17 protein-coding genes, 1 pseudogene and 1 riboswitch are annotated in these 21,739 nt (G+C 54.4%); of the genes and pseudogenes, 12 read left to right on the forward strand and 6 right to left on the reverse strand.

The annotated features are described in order from the left end of the window. Positions 1–465 precede the first annotated feature (465 nt). Both ACR0AD_RS11975 and ACR0AD_RS11980 read left to right on the forward strand, forming a co-directional pair. Complete coding sequence (locus ACR0AD_RS11975; protein WP_480487734.1) at positions 466–642, forward strand: hypothetical protein; 177 nt, start codon at positions 466–468, stop codon at positions 640–642. 282 nt (positions 643–924) lie between these two features. Next, on the forward strand, positions 925–3,036 hold the full coding sequence (locus ACR0AD_RS11980) for an ankyrin repeat domain-containing protein (RefSeq protein ID WP_480487732.1): 2,112 nt from the start codon (positions 925–927) through the stop codon (positions 3,034–3,036). 438 nt (positions 3,037–3,474) lie between these two features. Here the strand turns inward: ACR0AD_RS11980 and ACR0AD_RS11985 are convergent, their stop codons facing one another. The 3 genes from ACR0AD_RS11985 to ACR0AD_RS11995 are packed head-to-tail and all read right to left on the reverse strand — an operon-like array spanning position 3,475 to position 6,757. Continuing rightward, the gene (locus tag ACR0AD_RS11985; protein ID WP_480487731.1) at positions 3,475–4,374 is read right to left on the reverse strand and encodes a plasmid partitioning protein RepB C-terminal domain-containing protein; all 900 of its coding nucleotides are present in this window, start codon (positions 4,372–4,374) and stop codon (positions 3,475–3,477) included. After that, on the reverse strand, positions 4,371–5,264 hold the full coding sequence (locus ACR0AD_RS11990; protein WP_480487729.1) for a plasmid partitioning protein RepB C-terminal domain-containing protein: 894 nt from the start codon (positions 5,262–5,264) through the stop codon (positions 4,371–4,373). Before ACR0AD_RS11990 ends, ACR0AD_RS11985 begins: the two co-directional genes overlap by 4 nt. Beyond that, positions 5,264–6,757: a recombinase family protein gene (locus ACR0AD_RS11995; protein WP_480487727.1), complete on the reverse strand. Its 1,494-nt coding sequence runs from the start codon at positions 6,755–6,757 to the stop codon at positions 5,264–5,266. Before ACR0AD_RS11995 ends, ACR0AD_RS11990 begins: the two co-directional genes overlap by 1 nt. Positions 6,758–6,796: 39 nt before the next feature. Here ACR0AD_RS11995 and ACR0AD_RS12000 point away from each other — a divergent pair, with 39 nt between their 5' ends. From ACR0AD_RS12000 to ACR0AD_RS12010, 3 genes are all read left to right on the forward strand, one after another. Continuing rightward, the gene (locus ACR0AD_RS12000; protein WP_480487725.1) at positions 6,797–7,294 is read left to right on the forward strand and encodes a hypothetical protein; all 498 of its coding nucleotides are present in this window, start codon (positions 6,797–6,799) and stop codon (positions 7,292–7,294) included. A gap of 1,080 nt (positions 7,295–8,374) precedes the next feature. After that, positions 8,375–9,001: an AbiV family abortive infection protein gene (locus ACR0AD_RS12005; protein WP_480487723.1), complete on the forward strand. Its 627-nt coding sequence runs from the start codon at positions 8,375–8,377 to the stop codon at positions 8,999–9,001. Next, positions 8,991–9,461 (forward strand): hypothetical protein, encoded by a 471-nt coding sequence (locus ACR0AD_RS12010; RefSeq protein WP_480487721.1) that lies wholly within the window; start codon positions 8,991–8,993, stop codon positions 9,459–9,461. Before ACR0AD_RS12005 ends, ACR0AD_RS12010 begins: the two co-directional genes overlap by 11 nt. Positions 9,462–9,490: 29 nt before the next feature. Here ACR0AD_RS12010 and ACR0AD_RS12015 read toward each other — a convergent pair whose 3' ends face one another. Further along, positions 9,491–10,306, reverse strand: coding sequence for a hypothetical protein (locus tag ACR0AD_RS12015; RefSeq protein WP_480487719.1), 816 nt, complete (start codon positions 10,304–10,306; stop codon positions 9,491–9,493). 430 nt (positions 10,307–10,736) lie between these two features. Then, positions 10,737–10,929: riboswitch (cobalamin riboswitch) on the forward strand. A 153-nt stretch (positions 10,930–11,082) separates the two neighbouring features. Here ACR0AD_RS12015 and ACR0AD_RS12020 point away from each other — a divergent pair. From ACR0AD_RS12020 to ACR0AD_RS12030, 3 genes and pseudogenes are all read left to right on the forward strand, one after another. Continuing rightward, positions 11,083–12,087, forward strand: a complete 1,005-nt coding sequence (locus ACR0AD_RS12020; RefSeq protein ID WP_480482083.1) for an ABC transporter substrate-binding protein — start codon at positions 11,083–11,085, stop codon at positions 12,085–12,087. 14 nt (positions 12,088–12,101) lie between these two features. Beyond that, entirely contained in the window at positions 12,102–13,133 is a 1,032-nt protein-coding gene (locus tag ACR0AD_RS12025; protein ID WP_480487737.1) for a FecCD family ABC transporter permease, read from the forward strand. After that, positions 13,130–13,639, forward strand: a pseudogene (locus tag ACR0AD_RS12030) (ABC transporter ATP-binding protein); the annotation flags it as partial. The gene ACR0AD_RS12025 and the pseudogene ACR0AD_RS12030, both read left to right, overlap by 4 nt. 890 nt (positions 13,640–14,529) lie before the next feature. On the opposite strand, the gene ACR0AD_RS12035 reads toward ACR0AD_RS12030, so the two are convergent. After that, positions 14,530–15,480, reverse strand: a complete 951-nt coding sequence (locus ACR0AD_RS12035) for a GlxA family transcriptional regulator (RefSeq protein WP_267365279.1) — start codon at positions 15,478–15,480, stop codon at positions 14,530–14,532. A 166-nt stretch (positions 15,481–15,646) separates the two neighbouring features. Between ACR0AD_RS12035 and ACR0AD_RS12040 the strand changes: the two genes are divergently transcribed. From ACR0AD_RS12040 to ACR0AD_RS12055, 4 genes are read left to right on the forward strand one after another with little or no spacing between them, the layout of a single operon-like run. Then, positions 15,647–16,357 (forward strand): GntR family transcriptional regulator, encoded by a 711-nt coding sequence (locus tag ACR0AD_RS12040; protein WP_480475669.1) that lies wholly within the window; start codon positions 15,647–15,649, stop codon positions 16,355–16,357. 7 nt (positions 16,358–16,364) lie between these two features. Next, entirely contained in the window at positions 16,365–17,282 is a 918-nt protein-coding gene (locus tag ACR0AD_RS12045) for a dihydrodipicolinate synthase family protein (protein WP_480487717.1), read from the forward strand. A 5-nt stretch (positions 17,283–17,287) separates the two neighbouring features. Then, a complete protein-coding gene (locus tag ACR0AD_RS12050; RefSeq protein ID WP_480487715.1) occupies positions 17,288–18,784 on the forward strand; it encodes an aldehyde dehydrogenase in 1,497 nt (498 codons plus the stop codon). After that, positions 18,781–20,121 carry an NAD(P)/FAD-dependent oxidoreductase gene (locus ACR0AD_RS12055; protein ID WP_480487714.1) on the forward strand — a complete coding sequence of 447 codons (1,341 nt, stop codon included), beginning with the start codon at positions 18,781–18,783 and terminating at the stop codon, positions 20,119–20,121. The genes ACR0AD_RS12050 and ACR0AD_RS12055 overlap by 4 nt, the downstream gene beginning before the upstream one ends. 9 nt (positions 20,122–20,130) lie before the next feature. On the opposite strand, the gene ACR0AD_RS12060 is transcribed toward ACR0AD_RS12055, so the two are convergent. Continuing rightward, the gene (locus tag ACR0AD_RS12060) at positions 20,131–21,678 is read right to left on the reverse strand and encodes a trimethylamine methyltransferase family protein (protein ID WP_480487712.1); all 1,548 of its coding nucleotides are present in this window, start codon (positions 21,676–21,678) and stop codon (positions 20,131–20,133) included. Positions 21,679–21,739: the final 61 nt, after the last annotated feature.

Consider the following 21,739-nt stretch of genomic DNA (forward strand, 5'->3'; position numbering starts at 1 on the left):
TCTCATCTCCACTCTCTGATGGTTACGATGAGCCTGAAATCCTCCGCTACGCAATCAACCTAGTCTGTTCCATGGGTGCTGATGGCGGACATCCAAATCATTCGATGACGGACAAAAAGCTTCTCACGACCCTCTATGTTCATGGCACTATGGCAGGACCATCTCGGTTCATATCAACGAGGAAGAGGCCTCCGGTCTATCCATCTTCAAAACCCCCTCCAAGATCGAGAATATTCTCGTCACGATCGATCCCCGCCCAGCATCTTCGACGGCGCCAAAATCGAACCTTAGGTGAAAGACGCGGATTCCGGCGACAGTCCATAGGTTATCCAGGACGGCCTCCTTGCGTGTGGTCACGCCGCTGATCCATCTGCCTGGACACACACAAGTCAATTCAAAAGAGCTCTTAATAAACTGGAATCGGTGTCCCCAATCTGTCCGATGACGTCAAGACCTACAAAACGCATGATGCCAATTGTCGAACAAACAAAGGAAGATCAACCGATGTCGAAGCCAACCAAAATGACGCCGAAAGATGCAGCGCGTATTCAGCGTGCAACAGCCAAAAAAACTGGCGGTGGAGTTCCCAAGGGCAGTTTTGCCGCAAAAGCGCAGTCTGCCGCGTACAAACCCAAGAAATAGGGCTCAGGCGACGGCGGGGGAGCGAAAGCTCCCCCGCTTAAAACAAGCGGAAAAGCGTATGAAGTATTGCAAAAACAAAGACATGAATCGAATGATACAGCACGAAGTCAGGGAAGGCGCTCTGTTCCGGAGCGGGCGAAAGCACGGCAAGTTGGAGCTTTCCAATGGGGGCCTTCTGGTGGTTTCCAAGAGCCCAAGCGACTGGCGAGCATTCAGGAACACGCGTGCAAGGTTGCGCGCTCTAAAGAACATAACGAAACAAATTCATACTCGAGAAACCTAATGACACCTATTCCTCAACCCGCAGAGATCGTGGCATTTATCGTCCGGTGTTTTTATCGCGTGGATCACGAGAACAACCCGGCCCTGAAGAAAAAGCTGCAAAGGCTAAAACAGGAAAAACCATTGTCGGTGGATGCGGCGATGGACATCCTGGAAGAGAACCTTGGTGAATTATTGGATGCGAGCCCAAACAAGGGACAAGTCTTGCTTGGAATCCGCCATTACTTTGGCGCCTATGTTGGATTTGCGAAAGACCTGGACTGCGGTGCGCTGCCGGCGAGCGAAGTTCGTCGTGTTTTTGATCAATACGCCGTTGGAATGTTTGCGGCCGCCCTCACACCGCTTCTGAGCAAGTATCGTGTCTACCCAACGGATGTCCTGGGGTCACCAGAACAATGCCTTTCGGTTCTGTGGAAGTCATATTGCCAAGGGCGGACAATTGGAGAGAAGGCGGCGTATTTCCAATCGAAAATGGCCAAGGAGGACGGCACTTGGGAAAAGAACATCCAACGCTGGCTGAAAGGGCAACGGATGAACGTGTCTACCATTCTGGAGATCACAACCAAGGTTGATTACGACTTTGGCCTGACACTCCTCTATGTCAGTGCCTATCAGGAGTATTGCCAGTTCACTCTCGTGGACTCGTCAACGCACCGGCCGCCGTTTCTCGAAACAGGTGAGAAAATCATTCAGGACATCATCGAATTGGGCGATGGGAAATTTGCGTACTGTGGAACGCTCACGTCCGAAACCCAACAACACGTTGAAAAGCTGACAAAGCTTGTCGATCCTCGCGCACTGAAAGAAGCTGGAGATGCACATAAAGCCGGTGAGTGCATCAAGGCCATCAGGGCAGATCTGGCTGGTGAAGACCGTCTCACGGGCTTGGGTTTTCAGGAAGGCCTTTACGAAGCACAGTTGGGCAACCTTAATCGTGCCCTGGAGCTTTTCGAAGAAGCCGCCGAATGGTTCAAATTCCGCAGCAGTATTCAGCTCAAAGCTTGCTTGCACCTTCTGCTCAACACGGCAGCGGCGCTGGGCAAGAAACGCATTCAGAAAAAATGGGCTGGGTGGTGTGAAACGCTTGGGCTTGAAGTGTTGGATCAAAAAACCGCACGTCCATTTCTGAGGGATTTTCCTCACCCTTTCGTTGAAGCCCAGAATTGGCCGTCGGAAAAACCGAATGACGGGAGCTTTGTGTTTTTGCCCAACTGGGAGACCAGACAGCCAGACCTGAGCAAGCCAAACAAGGTGATTAAAGGCTATGGAGCAACGCCGTCGCCTCAGTTGCACATCTTTGCCCATCTTGGACAGGTCGATAAAGTAAAGGCTCTTCTGGAAAATGGAGCTGACCCCAACAAATTTGATCCGGACAATAGCTCCGCATTGTTTAACGCGATTAAGGGCCGCCACGATGATTGCTTCGAAACGCTATTGGAGGTGACGTTCGAAAACGTAATCAACACAAGAACGCGCGATGGCAATTCATGTCTGCAAGAAGCAATCCACATGGTGAAACCGATTTGGGTGACAGCTCTGCTGGACAGTGGAGCAGATGTGGAAATCGAAGGAACCAAAGGGCAATCTCCGCTGTATTCAGCCGCCAGCCGTTTTCTGGACAAATCCGGAATCAGGCGGGGGTTCCGCGATCCATCGGTTCAGAACAATGGGGCAAAAATGCTGCCGGAGGGCTTGCGACCAAGCAGTTCGCCTTTCGTTGATGTTCAAGCTCAGCTCCTGGACCCAATCACTGAACAGCATCCGGGAATCGCTGCAGCCTTCCTCGACTACTGTGCCGATGAGGTCTTGGGGGACAAGGAAAGTCACCGAGAGATAGTTCTGGCTCTTCTCGAGGTCAGAGCAGACATCAATGCCAAGGTTTCGCCTCAGGGTTGGACGCCGTTTCTCTATGCGGCCGAGATTGGCAATGCGTGGCTTTTCGATACACTGATCGACCATGGCGCCAACATTCGGGACCGGCTGGCGAGCGGGCACACAGCCTACACTTTGCTCACCGGGTATGGACACCTTGACTTGGCCCGGGCATTCCTTCGCAAAACTACGGCGGCTGATCGCATTTGGTTACGCGAAACGCGTCCGTATGGAAGGTAATACGGAAAGGTGTTATTTCTCATTGAGAGATGGGAACTGGCCTCAAACTCTCGTCCAGTCCCTGTCGTTGTATGCGGGAGCGGCATCACGCCGCCATGCCTGACATGAGATTCCAACTTCCTTCAAGTTCTTGGTAAAATCTGACCGGCTTTTATGGACCAATGAGGGATTCCGACCACAGTGGCTATCTTTCGGAAGAAGCTACACGACCTTGAAGTCTGAGGCGGCACGCTCCTTGCCGCGCGCCGCCTCAAATTGAGCAATACTCACGTTTCACCGGGTGTATAATCCCGGAGTGGTGGGCCCCGTACGGGATCGCCGCCATCCCCACCGCCGCACTTGATCCGCCTCACCGTGCGGCTTCTCCTGCGGTCCCCGCGCTTTTCGGGTCCGGGTCCCCTGTCGCGATCCGGCCTTAACTGGCCGAAACCGCTCAATTCAGGAAGTTTGCGCTTCCGTCTCTGTTATTCTTTCGAACTCGGGAAGAAACTCAGGGTGGTGCGTTTCCATGTAACGCATGATGCGCGCATTACTGATGAGTTTCGAAACATACCCCCGCGCAAGAACCAAATCGAGATGATCAGTGCCGTAGGTGTCTTCAACCAGTCGAAGTTCGCGTTCCAGGTTGGTAGACTCGCGTTCCATCAACTCCAGCTGTTGCCGGGAAACGCCTTTGACCGCTTTGGGCTTATCCCGGTTGAGCAACTGGTTTTGAGGTGTAGCCGCAAGGAGCGAGCGTGCATAGTTCACCGTGTATTTATTCATAGCCACCATCAACTCTGCGGCCTCAATCTGACGCAGTGGCTTCATCTTCCTTAAAATTCGAAAACTCGTAAGAGTGACTTGCTTGTCCTTAAGTAGTTCGGCCGCTTCAGGACATATGCCGTCCAGCAAACGCCGCTTTTCCTGGAGTGTTTTGATGTTGATGTTCAGGGCGCGTGCCAGTCGATGTGCGGGAACACCTCGTTTCAAAGCCATCAGGATCATCTTGTGTTCCTGAATTGTTGCAAGTCGGCTAATGCGTTTGTTGTAAGTGAAGGCTTCGTCGTCAGTGGAAATCTGGCAAATCGCTTCTTTTTCTCCAGCGTCCTGCAGGATGGCATGACGCAGATGCCCATCGAGCAAAATATAGTTGTCAGGGTCCGATTTGTCGGGTGCCACTACCAGCGGTTCGACCAGGCCAATTTCCTTTATGGAGGCAGCGACCTGACGGTATTTGACAGTCTCTTTAGTATCTTTGTGGACAGCGTAAAGCGGGCAAATTCGACTAAACTCAATCCTGACAAGCTCTTGCTCGAACGCCAAGCCAATCGGCTTGCCTCGCTTTGAATGAGTCACGGTATTGCCCCCACTTTCGATGTAAGCCTATCCGTTAGATTTTTGGGTATCGTTGCCAATTTTTCCGCCCGAAGCAGCGTCACGAAATTCTCATCGTTCATCAAAGTTCGCAGTGCTTCAGTGATAAAAATCAACTCGTTTTGGGTCGCAGTCGCTTTTCGAAGCAAGACCTTCTTTCGCTCGACATCGTCCTGGTAAGTTCGAAGCAAACTTTCTACAGACAAGGGTCTTCTTTGCCTCTTGTCTGTGCTGCGTTGCCCTTTCCCATGTTTTTGACGGGCTTCTACCAGTCGCTTTGCAGCCAGAAGCTTGCCGCCCCTTAGAAGATTGTTTTCGTAGGCTTGGCGCAATATTTCTTGGATCTTTTCATCTTCAGCATTGGCGATGTCGACAGCAACGCTGACCGGTATTTTCCCGCTTTCCACAGCTCTGAGTAATCTGTGTTCGCCACTTTCCAGAAGCCTAAGAATTCCACGCACATATTTCATTGTTAAGTTGGTTTTTTGCGCGATTTCGATGTCAGAATAACCTCGATCTTTTAAACCTTTGATATCACGAAGCAGATCGAGGGCTTTGTGATGCCGCCGCGCCAAGTTCTCGACAAGGCTCATCACGAGGCAATCCTCGTTACTTGCTGAGATCACAATCGCGGGGATTTCAGTCTGGCCCAGCTCTTTGTAGGCTTCGAGCCGTCCCTGACCACATACCAGGTCGTATCGCGCTCCCTCATGTTTGTCCCTTTTTGCGACCGTAATGGGGCGCTTTAGTCCCAATTCAGCAATACTGTCGACCATTGCATCGAATGCTTTTCGGTTTCGAATGCGAGGATTGATAACCGAGATCAGATCAATTGAGATCATCTCTGCTAAACAAGGATCTTCCTCGAACATCAAGCAACCTCCGGAATTGGCACGTGAGCGCCCATCGAAAACAATGGAGACAAAGTGTCGAAGCGGTATGCATCAAGAGACAGGCCGTTATTCTCGGCAAGCCGTAGGCGCGGTAGAGTCATCGCGATGGAAGGGAGCAGGTAGTAGTCGAGCGGATTCCGATTAGATCGCTCCATCCTCACGGCAACAGTAACGTCGGGTTTCAGACTTGTGTCAAAGCGGATGTTCCAACGAAGCGAGCCAGCGTCGGTCTCACAGCAACGGACAACAACGAGTGACGCCGTAAACTCTTCGTTGATCGTGAGAAGGTCAGTTTGGGCATCCCTTACCACGGTTCCGCCGGCGTCTGTTATTCCGTCAATTGTGTGAGCCACAATACCCGGATGCAAATCACGCAATCGCCGATTGATTTCGACGTAACGGTAGTCCCGACCAGGCTTGAACCCAACAAGCTGATAAGCTCGGAGTAAGCTCCCAAAACGTGAACGATAGCTGCCGCTGGAAGGAAGCGAGCCAGATTCGTCAATGATCAAGCCAGACAAGTGACCCTGGGCTTCCAGTATTTCGCGAAGGCCAGTCAGCATCTCTTCATCAGTCAATCTGACTGATCTGGCGCTAATGATTGCGCTGGCAGCTGCAAAGAGTTCCGGATTGACAACAGGTTCAAATGCACTTTCTGCCCTCACCCAAGTATCCGGGTCGTTTCGCACGCGGTGCTTCTTTAGTTTGAAGGAGCTTCGATTCCATACGTTGTTACCAATGTACTTCTCGTTGATCAGAATCTGGTGGACTGTTCCGCGGGTCCAAGCACGCCCCAAGTCTGTAAGTATTGCTCGCGAGTTGAGGCTCTCCGCTATTTCACTCTCGGTTTTTTGACCTTCGACAAAAGACCTGAATACTTCCGATATAATTGCAACTTCTTCATCAGGTCCAGGGACGAGAATAACTCGATCTGTCTGAATGCTTTTGTGTTGCCCCCTTTCAAGAATACCTTTGGGTTGACCATGTTCATCGATCAGCATGCGTCTCAGACCGAAGCCAGGTGGTCCCCCCTGTCGGTAACCCCTTTCGATCAACCGACATTGGCCTGTGAAGACTTTCTGGGAGAGCTCCCGGCTGTATTCGCCGGCCATTGCGCGCTTGACACCCTTTACTATTGTCGAGACCGGGCTTCCGTCATTCTCGAATTGCTCGGCACAATACTCGATTGAAATGCCTGCTTTTTTGCAGGTGTATTCATAGTAGGCGCTTTCGTCGGCATCCTGAAACCGACCCCAACGGCTGATGTCGTAAACCAATACAATATCAAAGTCTGCATTACCTGACCGAATATCCTCGATCAGATTATTTAGCCCGTCACGCCCTTGGATGCGAAGACCACTCTTGCCCTCATCCGAGTACGTCCGAACAATCTGAATGTTCCGCTGCGATGCGTACCTTGATATCGCATCGGACTGGTTTTCAGTCGAGTAACGCTGATGCTCAGTCGACATGCGCACGTACTGCGCTCCGCGGATAGGCCTCCGGGATTTGTGACCGCCATTGCCATCGGCATGATCATTACTCCAACTCAACTGCGTAGCACCTCCATCCGAATTGCTCAATGTAAGATTGGGATCGCTGTCACTGCTGTGTGCAACAGCTTAAACGCCCATCTTCGGAAAAATGCTTCCGAAGATGGGCAGTTCTTTTCCAATTTGGGCTATCGACGCATGAAAAAGTTAGAGTACCGACGAGAAATCGCCGCAGCGCTGAAACGTGAACTTGGAGGATCACATCAGGCTGTCAAAGCGTGTATGAACTGGACAAACGCATCCGAGCGTACTGCAAAGAATTGGCTGACCGGGGTACATGGTCCTGCCGGTTATCATCTGATCGAACTGATGCGGCACTCAGATGAGGTCACCGAAACTGTTCTGACTTTATGCGGTCGTGGCGAAGTTTGCATATCAATTGAGGTCAGCTATCTACGCAGAGCGCTGCTCCGAATGTTATCTAAAGCGGATGAGATCATTGGGGATGAAGTCTGAGAGTTTCGAAACTTGCACGCGTACCACCGACATAGAAATCGCACTGAACGATGTTTTGAAGCAAAGCGGGCAAGGACTTCAGCCTCGAAGCGGTGTTAAACCTGCTGAGCGCCAAGTCCCTATGTTGGAACGGCCTTGCAGGATTCCCCATAATCGTTCGCGATACCCATAAGTTTTCGCGATACACCCAAAGTCGTTCGTTTTTCTGAATATTGGCGAGTTTCGGGACTGGCACGAAATGTCTGGAAATTCGCCAAAATCTGAAGAATTGACGAAGACGGACGTCAGCATTGTTGGCTCTGCCATTTTTCCTGCTGAGCTGGTTTTGTTGGGGGGTGTCTTCCTTTAATGGATTCGCGAAAAGGCACCAGGTTTTCTATTCATGACGTTGGCGTCTAATACGCCAGTCTGCGTGAATGGCCGTGAGCCGCCGTTTATGGCGCCGGCGGTTGCTGTATTACAGCGTCGACAAAGCAGTATTTCGCATGGTCCTCGCAAAACCCAAGAACAGCTACAGTCCAAAGATTTGCCCCTCATAGCAAGGAGTCGGCTTGACCGGGAACTCGTAAATACCCATGTTTCAGTGGTCATTCAGTTGGGGGCCCTTGGGTCTCTGGGGATGGTGGGGGGTTCAACTCCTCTGGTGTTATCAGGGCTCGCTCTTATTTTTCTGGTTCTAATAATCGCCTCGAAACATTTGCTACGTAGGGGCGCCAGTAAAGAAAGGAGATCCACCATGGAAACAAAGCCTAACGTTAATACCAACATCAGCCTGTCTAAGTCCGTCCACGAAGCTCTTCATGAATTCGCAGTGTCGTTCGGAGCGGGTTTCCTTGGTGGCACCATCCCATCCATTACTCCGCTACGTTTAACCACGTAGCGGACGTTATCTCGTTGTAGCGTTCTTTCACCCACCCGGCCTACGACTGACGTTCAAATCGGATGCGCCAAGTGGGCTATCATCCGTTCTCAGACATTGGACAGGTAGCTCGGCTCCGCTTATTGACCTTTGAAGCTAACATCACCGTCCAGTCCGGGATCAGTTGTAAAAAGGGGTGACGGACGCAATTGGAAAACAGTATGACGAATAGCGATCCACGAAACGTCTCGCATGAAGCGGCGCTTAAAGCGGTAACATTTGGTCCGCCGGATTTCGAAATCAAAACCGCTGATGACTTAAACCGATATCTCGACTACCTTGTGTCGCTTATGGAAGGTGCTGAAACCCTTTTTTCATCAGGGCATTTCCATCTCGCTGCATTCACGGCGATCACTGCGCTCGAAGAAACCAGTCGTGCACATATTTCAGCATTTAGAAAAACGAGCGACGAAAGGCTGAAGGGACGTGATCCCCTTCGCAATCATCTTCACAAGCAGAAGGCAGCAGTCTCTGTAGTGTTCATGGGAAGTAGAATGCATGAGGTGTTTGGCAGCGAGGCGGCTGCCAGAGATTTCCATCGGAAGATCAATGATGGTTACCTTAACGAGATACGAGAAAAAAGTTTATACTGCTTTGCCGGTGCTGATAGCTTCGTGCGGCCCACTGATTTCGTAGGCGCCGAAACTGCTCGAATTGTTTTGTTGGTCGCCATTGAAACTGTTGATGATACATTTTGCGGAATGACTGACTACAGTTATAAGGTATCGAAGGGATTTGACGAAATGTTTGAGAGACTTCGCAGCAACATGGTGTCTTGTGGAAAATAAACATGCACTTGCCGATCTGGCTTCGGACCTTTTCCGCACCTTTGCACAATTCGAATATTGCTTGAAGGTGATCGGATATTGCGTGGCAGGTCGCGGTGACACCGCTAATCCGGACTGGACGCGGTTTGCCCTCGACCTGCCACCTCTCTCAGACGAAACTGGAAATGACGTTGCTGAGGCCATCTCCTATTTGCAACAACGTCCTCCGAAAAAGCAGGTCTTTTTAGAAGGTGTCCTTCAATGGCGCGATGTTGCTCCGCAGGCTGAGAATGAAAACGACCTCATCTTTCTCTACGTTCGTCGGGTCCGGAACAACCTGTTCCACGGAGGCAAGTTCAACGGTCGTTTCTTTGACCCTGAGCGGAGCAGGGAGTTATTGGAGCATTCCATCACGATTCTGATGGCCGCGATATTCATGTCTGAGCCCATGATGGAGGCTTATGAAAATCGTGTGGATTGATGATATGAATATCCCTTAGGCCGCTTGCTTCACCAGCCGCCGATTTCATCATTCAGCATCCTCGTCTGTGCTTTGCGGAGTTCTTCAAGCGTCTGAATTGTCGGAGTGATATGAAGTTCATACATCGGGAGCTGCCAGCGGCCATAGAGCTTAATCAGGTCACCTTGGTCCGCGCTATCGAAGATCAGCCCAGCCGCCTCGATCTTCTCCAGAGTTGCCCGGGTCAGGGATTTGGCTGCTTGTGGCGTTTGTTCATCAGTGAAACGTGTCCGGCTCCAGACTGTCGCAATGATCCGAAGGCCGTCGAGACTAAGCATCCCCAACCGCTGCATGGCGTTGACAAGACTTAAGGCATCGGATTCTTCCGGTCCGAAAAGTGACGGTCTGGTTCTCGGTTCGTGCCAGGCCAATTCATCATTGTCGTATGATTGAATGTCCGCATAAAGAGCGCTTTCACGTTTGTGGACTGGCCCGCCAGGCATGATAAACTCTCCCGCGAAACCCTCCAGCGTGTGTTCTTCGCATTCCTTTTCCAAATAGTTCTGGAGCTGTTGAACGCTCGTCGGTTTCCAACTTGTCGCCTTCGCATAGACCAGCCGTGCCAAGTGATCGTAAAACCAGCGCATCAACTTTCCAATATTCTGGTTCACCTGCGCGGGGGGACAGCGAACAATGTCCATCAAGATAAGAACTTTCGCGGCCTCTTCATCCGCAAAGCTAACAAGCACATCTTCCTCTCTTGGACTGTCATGAAGCCGGGAAGCGGCATCCTGAAAACCCTGGGCACTGGCCAGTAGGATAGGAAGACCTTCAGCGATGAACGCCAGCCGGTCCTCGTGCCGCATTTGACACAATCTACGCCCCTGCCTGAGGCCAATGTCGGGTCTTTTAGCCATACTCTCTGCATAGCAGTCGACTGTCTCAAAATGCGAGAAAATTCCTGTCCGAGGCAGCAGGCGGTCTGAACTCCTCAAAAGAACGGTAGATAACCCAACTTTTCTTTTGCGGATACAAACCGGGATACAAAATTTCTAACTTGACCCCATATTCTTGATATTTTACATTTAAATAATATATATCAAGGACTTAGCATGGCATCCTACCACCCCAGCCATGATTTTCCCTAATATCACACACTATGAATCTGGGTCCGGATTTTGGCGCGTTCTCAGCGGCTTTTCTGATATCAGCGCCATGTTGAGACGCGCAGGTGCATGCTCTTGCGAGAAAATAGGAAAGACCCCGGAGTTTTTTCTTGCCGCAGGGTAAGTGTTAAGGTACCCGCGTTTTACCGGTCCCGATGTGGCTAAGAGGGAATCCGAGGTGCCTTTTGGTGCCAACCGGAACTGCCCCCGCAACTGTAGGCGGCGAGCGCTGTCCATTTCCGTCACTGGGCCATTTTGGTCTGGGAAGACAGGACAGACAAAGACCCGTCAGTCAGGAGACCTGCCGGTATGAAACCGAAACACGCCGGGCGGGGTTGTCCGGGGAGGTTGCCGAAGAAACGCGCCGGGCGGTCTATTTTCTACCCTGCGCTCACGGCAGGCAGTAAAGCGCCTGTTGCTTCGGTAAATGCCCATTCACCCGTTCTCTGGTCATTGACACATGGAGATCGATTGTCATGTTTCTACGCACTGGCCTGTTTGGCCTTTCCTTGCTGGCTACCAGCGCTGCCGCCGAAGGAAACTTTCCCCTTTCTATCGAAAACTGCGGTCACTCGGTCACGTTTGACGCGCCAGTGACGTCGTCAGTCACGGTCGGCCAGGCCGCGACCGAGGTGCTTTATGCGCTGGGTCTGGGCGAGCAGGTTCTTGGAACTTCGGTCTGGTTCAACGAGGTGCTGCCTGAATATGCCGAGGTGAATGCCAAGGTAGAGCGTCTGGCGGACAATGATCCCAGCTTTGAAAGCGTTGTTGCCAAGCGGCCGGGACTGGTCGCAGCGCAATATGAATGGCATGTCGGACCCGAGGGCATCGTCGCCACGCGTGAGCAATTTCACGAACTGGGCATTCCAACGTACGTAATGCCTGCAGATTGCATCGGCAAAGACAATACGGTCGGCGGCGATGGCACCCGCCTGCAAGCGTTCTCGACCGATACGCTGTATCAGGGTATCGAAGAACTGGCGGCAGCCTTTGATGTATCCGAACGCGGCACGGACCTGGTTGCCGAGTACAAGGCCCGCGAAGCCGCAGCCGTCGCCAAGGCGCAAACCGTGAAGCTGGACGATGTGTCAGCCGTATTCTGGTTTTCCTCTCCCGAAATGGAAAGCGACCCGTTTGTGGCCGGACAGAAAGGCGCACCGGGATACATGATGAGTAAATTGGGTATCCGCAACGTCGTCGAGACGGATGAAGAATGGCCAACAGTGGGCTGGGAAACCATTGCCAAAGCCAATCCGACGGTGATTGTTATCGCCAAGATGGACCGCCGTCGCTTTGCTGCGGACGACTACCTGAAAAAGCTGGAGTTCCTGCGCACTGATCCGGTGACCAGCCAGATGGATGCGGTCAAAAATGACCGGATCGTCATTATGGATGCGCAGGCCATGGACGCCACCATCCGCGCAATCCCGGCGCTGGAGGATCTGGCCGAGAAGCTGGATACCATCGGAAACAACCTGTGAACGAGGTCGCCGCAATTTTACGGCAGGGTTTCAAGGCTGCGTGCCTTACCGTGCCATTGTTGATTGCGGCGGTTCTTGCGGGCGCGATGATCGGGGAAACCTCTCTGTCGCCCGATTTGGTTCTCTCCGTTCTGGCCAACAAGCTGGCCGGAGCGGACTTTCCTGTAGACCCAATTGATCAGGGTATTATCTGGAGCTACCGGATTCCTCGCGCTCTGGTCGCTGCGTCCTGCGGTGCCGGTCTGGCTGTCGCAGGGGTCGTGTTGCAGGCTTTGCTGCGCAACCCGTTGGCCGACCCTTACATTTTGGGCATTTCTGCCGGGGCCTCGACGGGTGCCGTGGCTGTAACCATCGCTGGTTTGGGTGGGGGGGCCTTGTCGCTGTCTTTTGGCGCGTTCAATGGCGCGCTTTTGGCTTTTGGTTTTGTCGCGTTGCTGGCCCGAGCCGCTGGCGCAGGGGGCGGACGGGCTGCGACGGCACAGATCGTCCTGGCGGGAATTGCCGGGTCTCAGTTGTTCAATGCGCTGACGGCCTTCATCATCGCCAAATCCGCCAATGCCGATCAGGCGCGCGGGATCATGTTCTGGCTGATGGGAAACCTCAGCGGCGTGCGCTGGCCGGATGTGTATCTGGCCATTCCGGTGGCCCTTGTCGGTTGGCTCATTTGCCGCTTTCACGCCAGAGCACTGGACGCCTTTATTTTTGGCTCTGATTCAGCGGCCTCGCTGGGCATATCGGTACGTCGGGTGCAGGCAACCCTGATCTTTGCGACCGCGCTCACGACAGCTGTCATGGTTTCTATCGTCGGATCCATTGGCTTTGTCGGGCTGGTCATCCCTCATGCTGCCCGGTTCCTTGTGGGACCGGGGCATCGCAGGCTTATCCCAACCTCCGCCTTGATCGGAGCGGTCTTCCTGATCGGCGCAGATATCGTGTCGCGCATCATCATCCCGGGTCAGGTTCTGCCGATTGGGGTGGTCACCGCTCTGATCGGTGCGCCTGCCTTTGCCGTAATTTTGGTGCGCGGCCAGAGGAGCGCCCGATGAAGATCGAGGCGCAAAACCTGACATATTCCGTTCGCGGCAAGACTTTGCTGTCAGACGTATCCTTTGTCGTGGAGCCCGGCGAAACACTTGCTTTGGTCGGACCTAACGGTTCGGGAAAATCAACGCTGATGCGCCTGCTGGCGGGGTTGGTACGTCCGGTTTCAGGAAAAGTCGTCATAGCGGGTCATCCCGTTTCGCATTTGTCGCGCAGACAAATTGCCCAACGGATTGCCATCGTTGAACAACAGGCTGATACGGCCGAACGCGTGACTGCACGATCCGTGGTCGAACTGGGCCGCACGCCCTGGCTGTCGGCCTTACGGCCGTGGCGCGCCGAGGACACCTGGCAAGTCGACAAAGCCCTGCAAACCGTGGAAATGGCCGATATGGCACACAGAGAATGGGCGACATTGTCGGGAGGAGAGCGCCAGCGACTGCACATCGCACGCGCTTTGGCTCAGCAACCGGGACTCTTGCTTTTGGACGAACCGACCAACCATCTGGACATTCATCACCAACTGTCGATCCTGAACTGTGTTCGAATTCTAAAAGTGACGACAGTGATGGCGCTGCACGATCTGAATCAGGCGATGGCCTGTGACCGGGTGGCTGTTTTGTCAAAAGGGCGGCTGGTCTCTCTTGGCCCGCCCGAACATGCCCTGTCTTTGGAAACCGTTTCAGAAGTTTTCGGTGTCAAAGCACAGTGGGGGTATAGTACCGGCGGGACAGAACGATTTCTGTCCTATCATCTGGACTGACGGCTTCCGATCGCTTCTGGTCGTACTGGATATCAGTGTCGTCAGCGCAGCATGCCAGATACGTACAATCTACGGCCTCAAAGCCATATTCCAACGGCGCGCAATCTTGACCTGGGTTTCCTCACAACCCGTCAAGTTGCCCGTCGAATGCTGTCTTGATTCTGACCTGGATTGGATTCGTTCGTTTTTTGCCTTCAAAGATGATCGGCAGGCGCGTTGTCCGAGCGTGGGTCGACCAAACCTCAGTGATATGTTCACTACTTGTTTTGAACCGTGAAACAGATTCCTTTTAGAAACCTCTGAGGCCTGACACAAATCACGACACGCCATCAGGTTGAACAGATTGCGGCGACCGCATGTCGATATTGCAGATTACCCACAATCAAAGCCTCAACTTGAGCCTTAAATTAACGGTAGATTAACGAAACAGGGCACAACAAATCTCTGGATGACAAGTTCTTGATATACTTATGCCTATATCGAGATTTATTGGTGGGTAATCCTGCCGGTCTGTTGACTAGTCCAGTTTTTAACGAGGGGGTATCCCGGCAGGATCAGGGGGTGCCAGATCAGGCCAGTTCGAGGCCAACAGATCGCGGCACCCCCGCCGGTAAGCGCGAACCAGCAACCCATCTTTTTCAGTTGATCTTGTTGCGTTGCGCGTGCGGCGTGATGCCGAAACTGGATCTGTACACCCTAGAGAAATGACCCGGATTTTCGAAGCCGCAGGCCACGGCGACTTCGGTGACCGACGCCTCGGTTTGCAAAAGCAGCTTCCGGGCCCGTTCCAGCCGCATTTCCATAAAGTACCTTTTAGGGGAAGTGTTTAAGTATTTGCCAAACAACCGTTCAAGTTGACGGGTGGAAATACCCAATTTGTCTGCAATGAAGGATGGGGAAACTGGGGTTTCCAGGCTGTCCTGCATAATGTCTATCGCCTTTGCCAGATGGGCATTGCGCATTCCATTGCGCGATTGCAGCGAAACGCGCTGCTTGGCGGTCGCATTACGCACCGTGTTATAGACCATTTGATCCGCAACATCGGTGGCCAGCTCTTCGCCATGGTCGCGTTCAATCAGATGCAGCATCAGGTCTGCGGTCGCGGTCCCACCTGATGCGGTAATGTGTTTTTCGTCGGCGACAAAGACGCTGCGCACCAGATTGATATCCGGAAAGGCTTCCATGAACGCGTCGTGGTATTCCCAATGGATCGCCGCCTGCATACCATTGAGGAACCCGGCCTCGGCCAGCAGCCACGCGCCGGAACACAATGCCCCGATCCGCGTTCCACGCGCTCGTTCGCGCCGCAGTGTGGCCAGAAGGGAACGGGTCACGTGGTCACGCATGTGAATGCCCGACAAAACAAAGAGCTGATCGCACTTGGACAGTTCCTCAAGTCCGGAATGCACAAGGGTGACGGACCCATTGGAAGACACGGCCTGCTCGCCCTGTTCGGATACAAATGACCAGCGATACAGCTCTTCGCCACTTACAAGGTTGGCGATTCTCAGCGGCTCGACCGCACAGGAAAAGGCGAGGTGCGAAAACTCCTCGACCAGGATGAAGGCGAAGTGCTGCGTCTGAGGCATGAGCAGGACCATTTCCAAACTGGGCCGACGCCCGAACGTGAGTCTATTTTGCAGACATCCATGCTGCACGAGATTTTTTTGTATACAAGTTGTATTTTTTAGAAATACAAAACTGTGACCTCCGCGATTCGAACGCGGCGGCCACAGGACATAGTGAGGCCAAAGGATGAAAGACGAAGCCAAGTCGCGCAAAAATGCGCTCAGAGAACACCTGAAGATGTCCATCCTGACGCTGCGCCTTCGTCCAGGTGACGATCTGGATGAGGCGCATCTGTCCGATGAATTCGGCCTGTCGCGCACGCCTCTGCGCGAAGTGTTTCGTCAACTGGCTGGCGAAGGCTATCTGGATCTGCGAAAAAACCGCAGTGCCCGTGTTTCGGAAATGTCCTACACCACACTGCGCGATTTCTTCCTTGCCGCGCCGATGGTTTACGGGGCCATCCTGCGTCTGGCGGCAGTGAACGCGACTAACGCGCAAATCGAAGAACTGAAAGCGGCTCAGCAAGCATTCAAAGCTGCCCTTCGTTCAGGGTCGGCCGAAGATCGCGCACTTGCCAACAACCGTTTTCATGACGTGACCGGAGAGATGTCCGGCAATGTCTACCTGCTGCCGTCATTCAACCGGCTGCTGATCGATCATGCACGGATTGGCATGACATTCTACCGGCCACAGACAGTTGAAATGTCCGAAAACCTGTCGCTGGCCAGCCAACAGCATGACGCGATCATCGCAGCCATCGAGGCACGCGATGAAGCCGCGGCGGCGAAACTGGCCGAGGATCACTGGAACCTGTCCCGGGATCAGATCGGGATGTTCGTGATGCCTGACGCACTGGATGTCGCAATGGGTATCCCGCCACTTTCGAAGCCCGCATGAGGACGGAATGAACCCGATTTTCAAGTTTGAAGGGATATATACCCCTGTGGTCACCCCCTATCACGACGATGGCAGCGTGAACTGGGACGCCCTGTCCGACGTGATCGAATACCTGATCGAAAATAGTGTGCACGGCCTGATTTCCGGCGGATCCACAGGTGAGAATTATGCCCAGACCGTGCCGGAGCGGCTGGAACTGGCCAAATTCACGCATCAGCGCCTGAAAGGGCGGTTGCCCTTGGTGGTTGGCACGGGCGCGATGCTGACTTCGGACTCAATTGCGTTGGCCGCGGGCGCGCGCGACATCGGCGCGGACGCCATCCTGTTGGCAAGCCCGCCCTATTCGGTACCGACGGATCGCGAAAACGCGCTGAACGCGCTGGCCATCGACAAGGCCGCCGACCTGCCGGTGATGCTGTACAACTATCCGCACCGTACCGGCACAATGATGGGGGAAGAGTTCCTTGACCGCGTGGGTCGGAGCCGAAATTTCTGCGGCATCAAGGAAAGCTCGGGCGATATCAACCGGGTGCATCTGTTGGCGCGGGATTATCCGCATATCCAGCTGGGCTGTGGCATGGACGATCAGGCACTGGAGTTTTTCGCCTGGGGCGCACCATTCTGGGTTTGCGGCGGTTCGAACTTCCTGCCAGCGGAACATGTGGCATTGTATCAGGCCTGCGTGATCGAAGGCAACTTTGCCAAAGGGCGCCGGATCATGTCAGCGATGATGCCGCTGATGCGGGTGCTGGAACAGGGCGGCAAGTTTATCCAGACCATCAAGCATGGCGTCACCATGAACGGTATCGACGCGGGTATCATGCGGCCTCCGCTGAAGGGCCTGAACAAAGATGACAAGCGCGCGCTGGAACAGGTGACGCGCGTGCTGAGAAAGACAATCGCCGACATCGTGGCAGAGGGGTAAGAGACATGGATCTGCTGACACAGGACGAATACAAATCCATCGCCGCAGGTCTGAGCCTGCCGACAGGTGCCTTTATCGACGGCGCATTCCGTCCGTCGTTCTCGGGCCAGACCTTTGCGACAGAGAACCCTGCAACCGGTGAAAAACTGACCGATATCGCATCCTGCGATGGGGCGGATGTGGATTTTGCGGTCGCGAAAGCTCGTGAGGCGTTTGACGATGGCCGCTGGAGCAAGCTGCATCCGTCTGATCGCAAGGATATATTGATCAGGTTGTGCAAGCTGATAACCCGCAACGCCCGTGAACTGGCCGTGATGGAGAGCATCGACAGCGGCAAGACCATCTTTGACTGCGAAACTGTTGATGTGCCCGAGACGATCCACTGCCTGAAGTGGCACGCCGAGGCGATTGACAAAATTTACGATCAGGTTTCGCCGGCCAGCGACGATCACATCGCCATGGTGGTGCGCGAGCCAATCGGCGTCGTCGGTCTGGTGCTGCCGTGGAACTTTCCGCTGCTGATGCTGGCATGGAAGATAGGGCCAGCACTGGCGGCAGGCTGTTCTGTTGTTGTGAAACCGGCGATTGAAACCACTTTGACGGCCCTGCGCCTTGCCGAATTGGCGATGGAGGCCGGTTTGCCACGCGGTGTACTGAACATCGTACCTGGTGGCGGGACCGAGGTGGGCGAACCCATTGGGCGGCACATGGATATCGACATGGTGTCCTTCACAGGCTCGACCGTGACCGGCAAACGCTTTCTGACCTATTCGGCGGAAAGCAACGCCAAAGAGGTGGTGCTTGAGATGGGCGGCAAGAACCCTGCCATCGTGATGGAGGATGCCGAAAACCTCGACCGGGTGGCGGCGCATATCGTCAATGGCGCATTCTGGAACATGGGGGAGAACTGCTCGGCCTCGTCACGCCTGATCGTGCATAAGAAAGTGAAGGCCGAGCTGCTGGAGCGCATCGCGCATCACGTCAAACAATGGAACACCGGCGACCCGCTCGACCCCGAAACCCGCATGGGCGCACTGGTGAGCGAAGACCACTACACCAAGGTTTGTGGCTATCTGGATCAGGCCGAGAACGTGGTGATCGGTGGCAAAGCGGACAACGGGTTTGTCGAGGCCACCGTGGTCGAAGTGCCCGGCAACGACGCTGCATTGGCGCGCGAGGAGATCTTTGGCCCTGTCTTGTCGGTAATTGAAGTCTCGGGCTTCGATGAAGCGATCCAGATCGCGAACGACACCGACTATGGCTTATGCGCCTCAATCTTCACGGCCAATGTCAAACGCGCCATACGTGGTGCGCGGATGATCCGCGCAGGCACCGTGACGGTGAACAGCTTCGGCGAAGGTGACATCACGACACCTTTCGGTGGTTACAAGCAGTCGGGTTTTGGGGGTCGCGATAACTCGATCCACGCGCATGACCAGTACACCCAGTTGAAAACCATCTGGATCGATCTGGCCGATGACGCGGATGAGGCCGTCGATTGAGTCGACATGACGCAAAAAGGCTACCCCGGCAGACAGGCCCGTCGGGTTGGAATGCGATTCTGCCGCCCCAAACACCTCTGGCGGTGCTGGAACGGAACCTGACCGCGGATATCACAATAGTTGGCGGCGGGTTTGCCGGGCTCAGCGCGGCACGGCGGCTGCATCAATTGGATTCTTCGCTGAAAATCGTTCTGCTGGAAGCCGATCGCTTCGCGGAGAGCTCGGCAGGCCGGAATTCGGGGTTCATGATCGACTTGCCCCATGATTTGGCCTCGGATAACTACGCGGGCAAGGGATCAGAGGCAGATCGCGCCACCATTGCGCTGAACCGCAAGGCCATTGCCTTTGCGACCGAAGTGGCCTCCGATTGCGGGCTGCCACAGGAAATGTTCGACCCTTGCGGCAAATACAATGCCGCCGCCACCAAAGCGGGCGACGCGCAAAACCGCGCCTTTGCCGCGCACCTGACCAAACTGGGCGAGCCGCATAAGCTTTTAGATCAGCAGCAGATGCAAGAGGTCACGGGCAGCCCGCACTATACCTCGGGACTTTATGCGCCGGGGACAGTGATGATTCAGCCTGCGGCTTATGTGCGTGCGCTATCCGCCCGTCTGGCCGGGCAGATCGAAGTGTTCGAGCATTCACCCGTCACCGGTTTGGAACAACAAGGCGCAGGCTGGGTGGTCAGCACCAACAAGGCCAAGGTGAGCACCGGGCGGATAATTCTGGCCAATAACGGCCACCTGGAGAGCTTTGGGTTCTACCAGCGGCAATTGATGCACATTTGCCTTTACGCCTCGCTCACAGCCCCGCTGAACGAGGCGCAGATCAAGACACTAGGCGGGAAGTCGCGCTGGTCGGTGACGCCAGCGAACCCGATGGGGACGTCAGTACGGCGCATTTCCGGCAGCTATGGGGATCGCATCCTGATCCGCACCTGCTCCAGCTTTCATCCAACAATCGAGACCAGTCCAATGCGACTGCGCAATGCAGGCTGGGTGCATGACCGAAAGTTTAGGGAACGCTTCCCGCATCTGCCGGATGTGCAGATGGAACATCGCTGGGCCGGGATGCTTTGCCTCAGCCGCAATGGATCGGCTGCGTTCGGCGAGCTTGAGGACGGTGTCTACTCAGCCTGTTGTCAGAACGGTCTGGGCATTGCACGGGGAACACTGCAAGGCATGGGCATCGCTGAACTGTTGTTGGACCAGCAGTCTGACATCGCCGATCATTTTCTGGCGCAACCGGACTTGCCGCGTTTGCCGCCCGAGCCATTCGCCTCGCTTGCCGCCAACAGCTATCTAATCTGGAAAGAGTGGCGGTCCGGTAAGGAATGAACTTGACCGTCAGTAAGTCTGGTTCAACTCATCTGCTGCCGGAATTTCCCTCTCACGGCGGGCGATATAGTCCAGAAGGGCGTCGTTCTTGGCCTCGTCCAACTTTGGTTCCTGATACTCGGCTAAAAGCTTCCTCGCGTATTTCAGAGCGCGTTCGGTGATTTCAACTTCACCTTCCGCCACCCATTGTTCGATCGAGTTGTTGTCAAACAGTTCGGGCATGAAAAAAGCCGTCTGAAAATTCTCCTGGGTGTGCGGATGCCCCAAATAGTGCCCGCCGGGACCCACATCCGAAATTGCGGCCAAGCCTTCGTCAAAATCATGCCATTTAGGCCCCTCCGCCATCCGATAGGCCATCGCGCATTGTTCCGCGTCCACAACAAACTTGGCGACTGAACAATGCATCCCCGCCTCGTTCCAGCCTGCCGAATGCCAGATGTAGTGGGCCCCTGCATGCAGAACAGCGCCCAGAGTTGTGGCGGATTCGTACCCGGCCTGCGCGTCAAACGTCTTGGCCCCGCCCAGCGTGTTCGAGGTGCGCCATGGCACATCGTAAAAGCGCGCCATCTGACCAATCATGAAATTCATCAGACTGATTTCAGGCGTCCCTGCCATCGGCGCACCGGATTTCATCGAAACGGTTGACAGATAATGCCCCCAAATCGCCGGACAGCCCTTGCGGATCACCTGCGTATAAGCCAGTGCCGAAAGCGCCTCGGCGGTTAGCTGTGCCACGGTTGCGGGTACCGATGCGGGCGTATTGGCACCGCCCAGAACGAAGGGCGAGCACAAAACCGGCTGATTCCGGCGGCAGAAGGCGCGCATTGCACCCAGCATGGTTTCATCCCAGACCAGCGGGCTGTTGCCATTGCAGTTGCCCGTTGTAACCGGGTGGTCATCAATGAACCCTTGGCCGAAAAGGATATCGCACATGTCCATCACGTCTTCGGCATTCCGGGGCGAGGTGGTCATGCCCATGAACGTTTTGTCCGAGTATTTCATCGACGAATAAGTGATGCGCAGGTGCCGCTGGCTGATCGGGTGGTCGTAAGGTTCGACGATATGATGGGCCGAGCTGTGCAATGCGGGCATCATGTGCGACAGTTTGTGAAACATCGCCAGATCGTCCAGCGTCGGGTTCCGGCGCACGTCGTCAAGATCACGAAGAAACGGCGCGCCGGTCATCGGCACGAAGATCGAGTGCTTGCCGCCTAGAGCGAGGTTCTTTTGCGGATCGCGCGCGTGATAGGTGAATTGCGCCGGAATGGTCGCGATCAGCTCGCGCACCATGTTGCGGTCCAGAAAGACCAGCTCTTCTTCGACCTTTGCCCCCGCTTTCTTCCAGTCTTCCACTGCGGTCGGGTCGCGGAACTGGACACCGACGTTCTCCAGAATATCCATGGCGGCCTTGTCGATAAGCTCAACCTGACTTCCGTCCATAACTTCGCAATGCGGGATGCCGCGTGTCAGCCCCGGCAGCATGTCAAAATTCGGCGCAGTGCGAAGAGCGCGGCGCGCGGAACGCCCACCAGCGCGTGTAAGAGTACGGGTCGACAAGGGGCAATCCTCCTGTTTTGAATCAGACTGGCGGAATTACGCCGCGTTCACCTCTCTGATT

This window comes from Ruegeria sp. BH8, assembly GCF_056538065.1.

What these genes read in the sequence shown, in the direction of transcription:
- ACR0AD_RS11975 (WP_480487734.1), top strand. Translation starts at nt 466, where the DNA reads ATGATGCCAATTGTCGAACAAACAAAGGAAGATCAACCGATGTCGAAG.
- ACR0AD_RS11980 (WP_480487732.1), top strand. Translation starts at nt 925, where the DNA reads ATGACACCTATTCCTCAACCCGCAGAGATCGTGGCATTTATCGTCCGG.
- ACR0AD_RS11990 (WP_480487729.1), bottom strand. Translation starts at nt 5,264, where the DNA reads ATGTTCGAGGAAGATCCTTGTTTAGCAGAGATGATCTCAATTGATCTG.
- ACR0AD_RS11995 (WP_480487727.1), bottom strand. Translation starts at nt 6,757, where the DNA reads ATGTCGACTGAGCATCAGCGTTACTCGACTGAAAACCAGTCCGATGCG.
- ACR0AD_RS12005 (WP_480487723.1), top strand. Translation starts at nt 8,375, where the DNA reads ATGACGAATAGCGATCCACGAAACGTCTCGCATGAAGCGGCGCTTAAA.
- ACR0AD_RS12015 (WP_480487719.1), bottom strand. Translation starts at nt 10,306, where the DNA reads ATGCGGCACGAGGACCGGCTGGCGTTCATCGCTGAAGGTCTTCCTATC.
- ACR0AD_RS12020 (WP_480482083.1), top strand. Translation starts at nt 11,083, where the DNA reads ATGTTTCTACGCACTGGCCTGTTTGGCCTTTCCTTGCTGGCTACCAGC.
- ACR0AD_RS12035 (WP_267365279.1), bottom strand. Translation starts at nt 15,480, where the DNA reads ATGCCTCAGACGCAGCACTTCGCCTTCATCCTGGTCGAGGAGTTTTCG.
- ACR0AD_RS12040 (WP_480475669.1), top strand. Translation starts at nt 15,647, where the DNA reads ATGAAAGACGAAGCCAAGTCGCGCAAAAATGCGCTCAGAGAACACCTG.
- ACR0AD_RS12045 (WP_480487717.1), top strand. Translation starts at nt 16,365, where the DNA reads ATGAACCCGATTTTCAAGTTTGAAGGGATATATACCCCTGTGGTCACC.
- ACR0AD_RS12050 (WP_480487715.1), top strand. Translation starts at nt 17,288, where the DNA reads ATGGATCTGCTGACACAGGACGAATACAAATCCATCGCCGCAGGTCTG.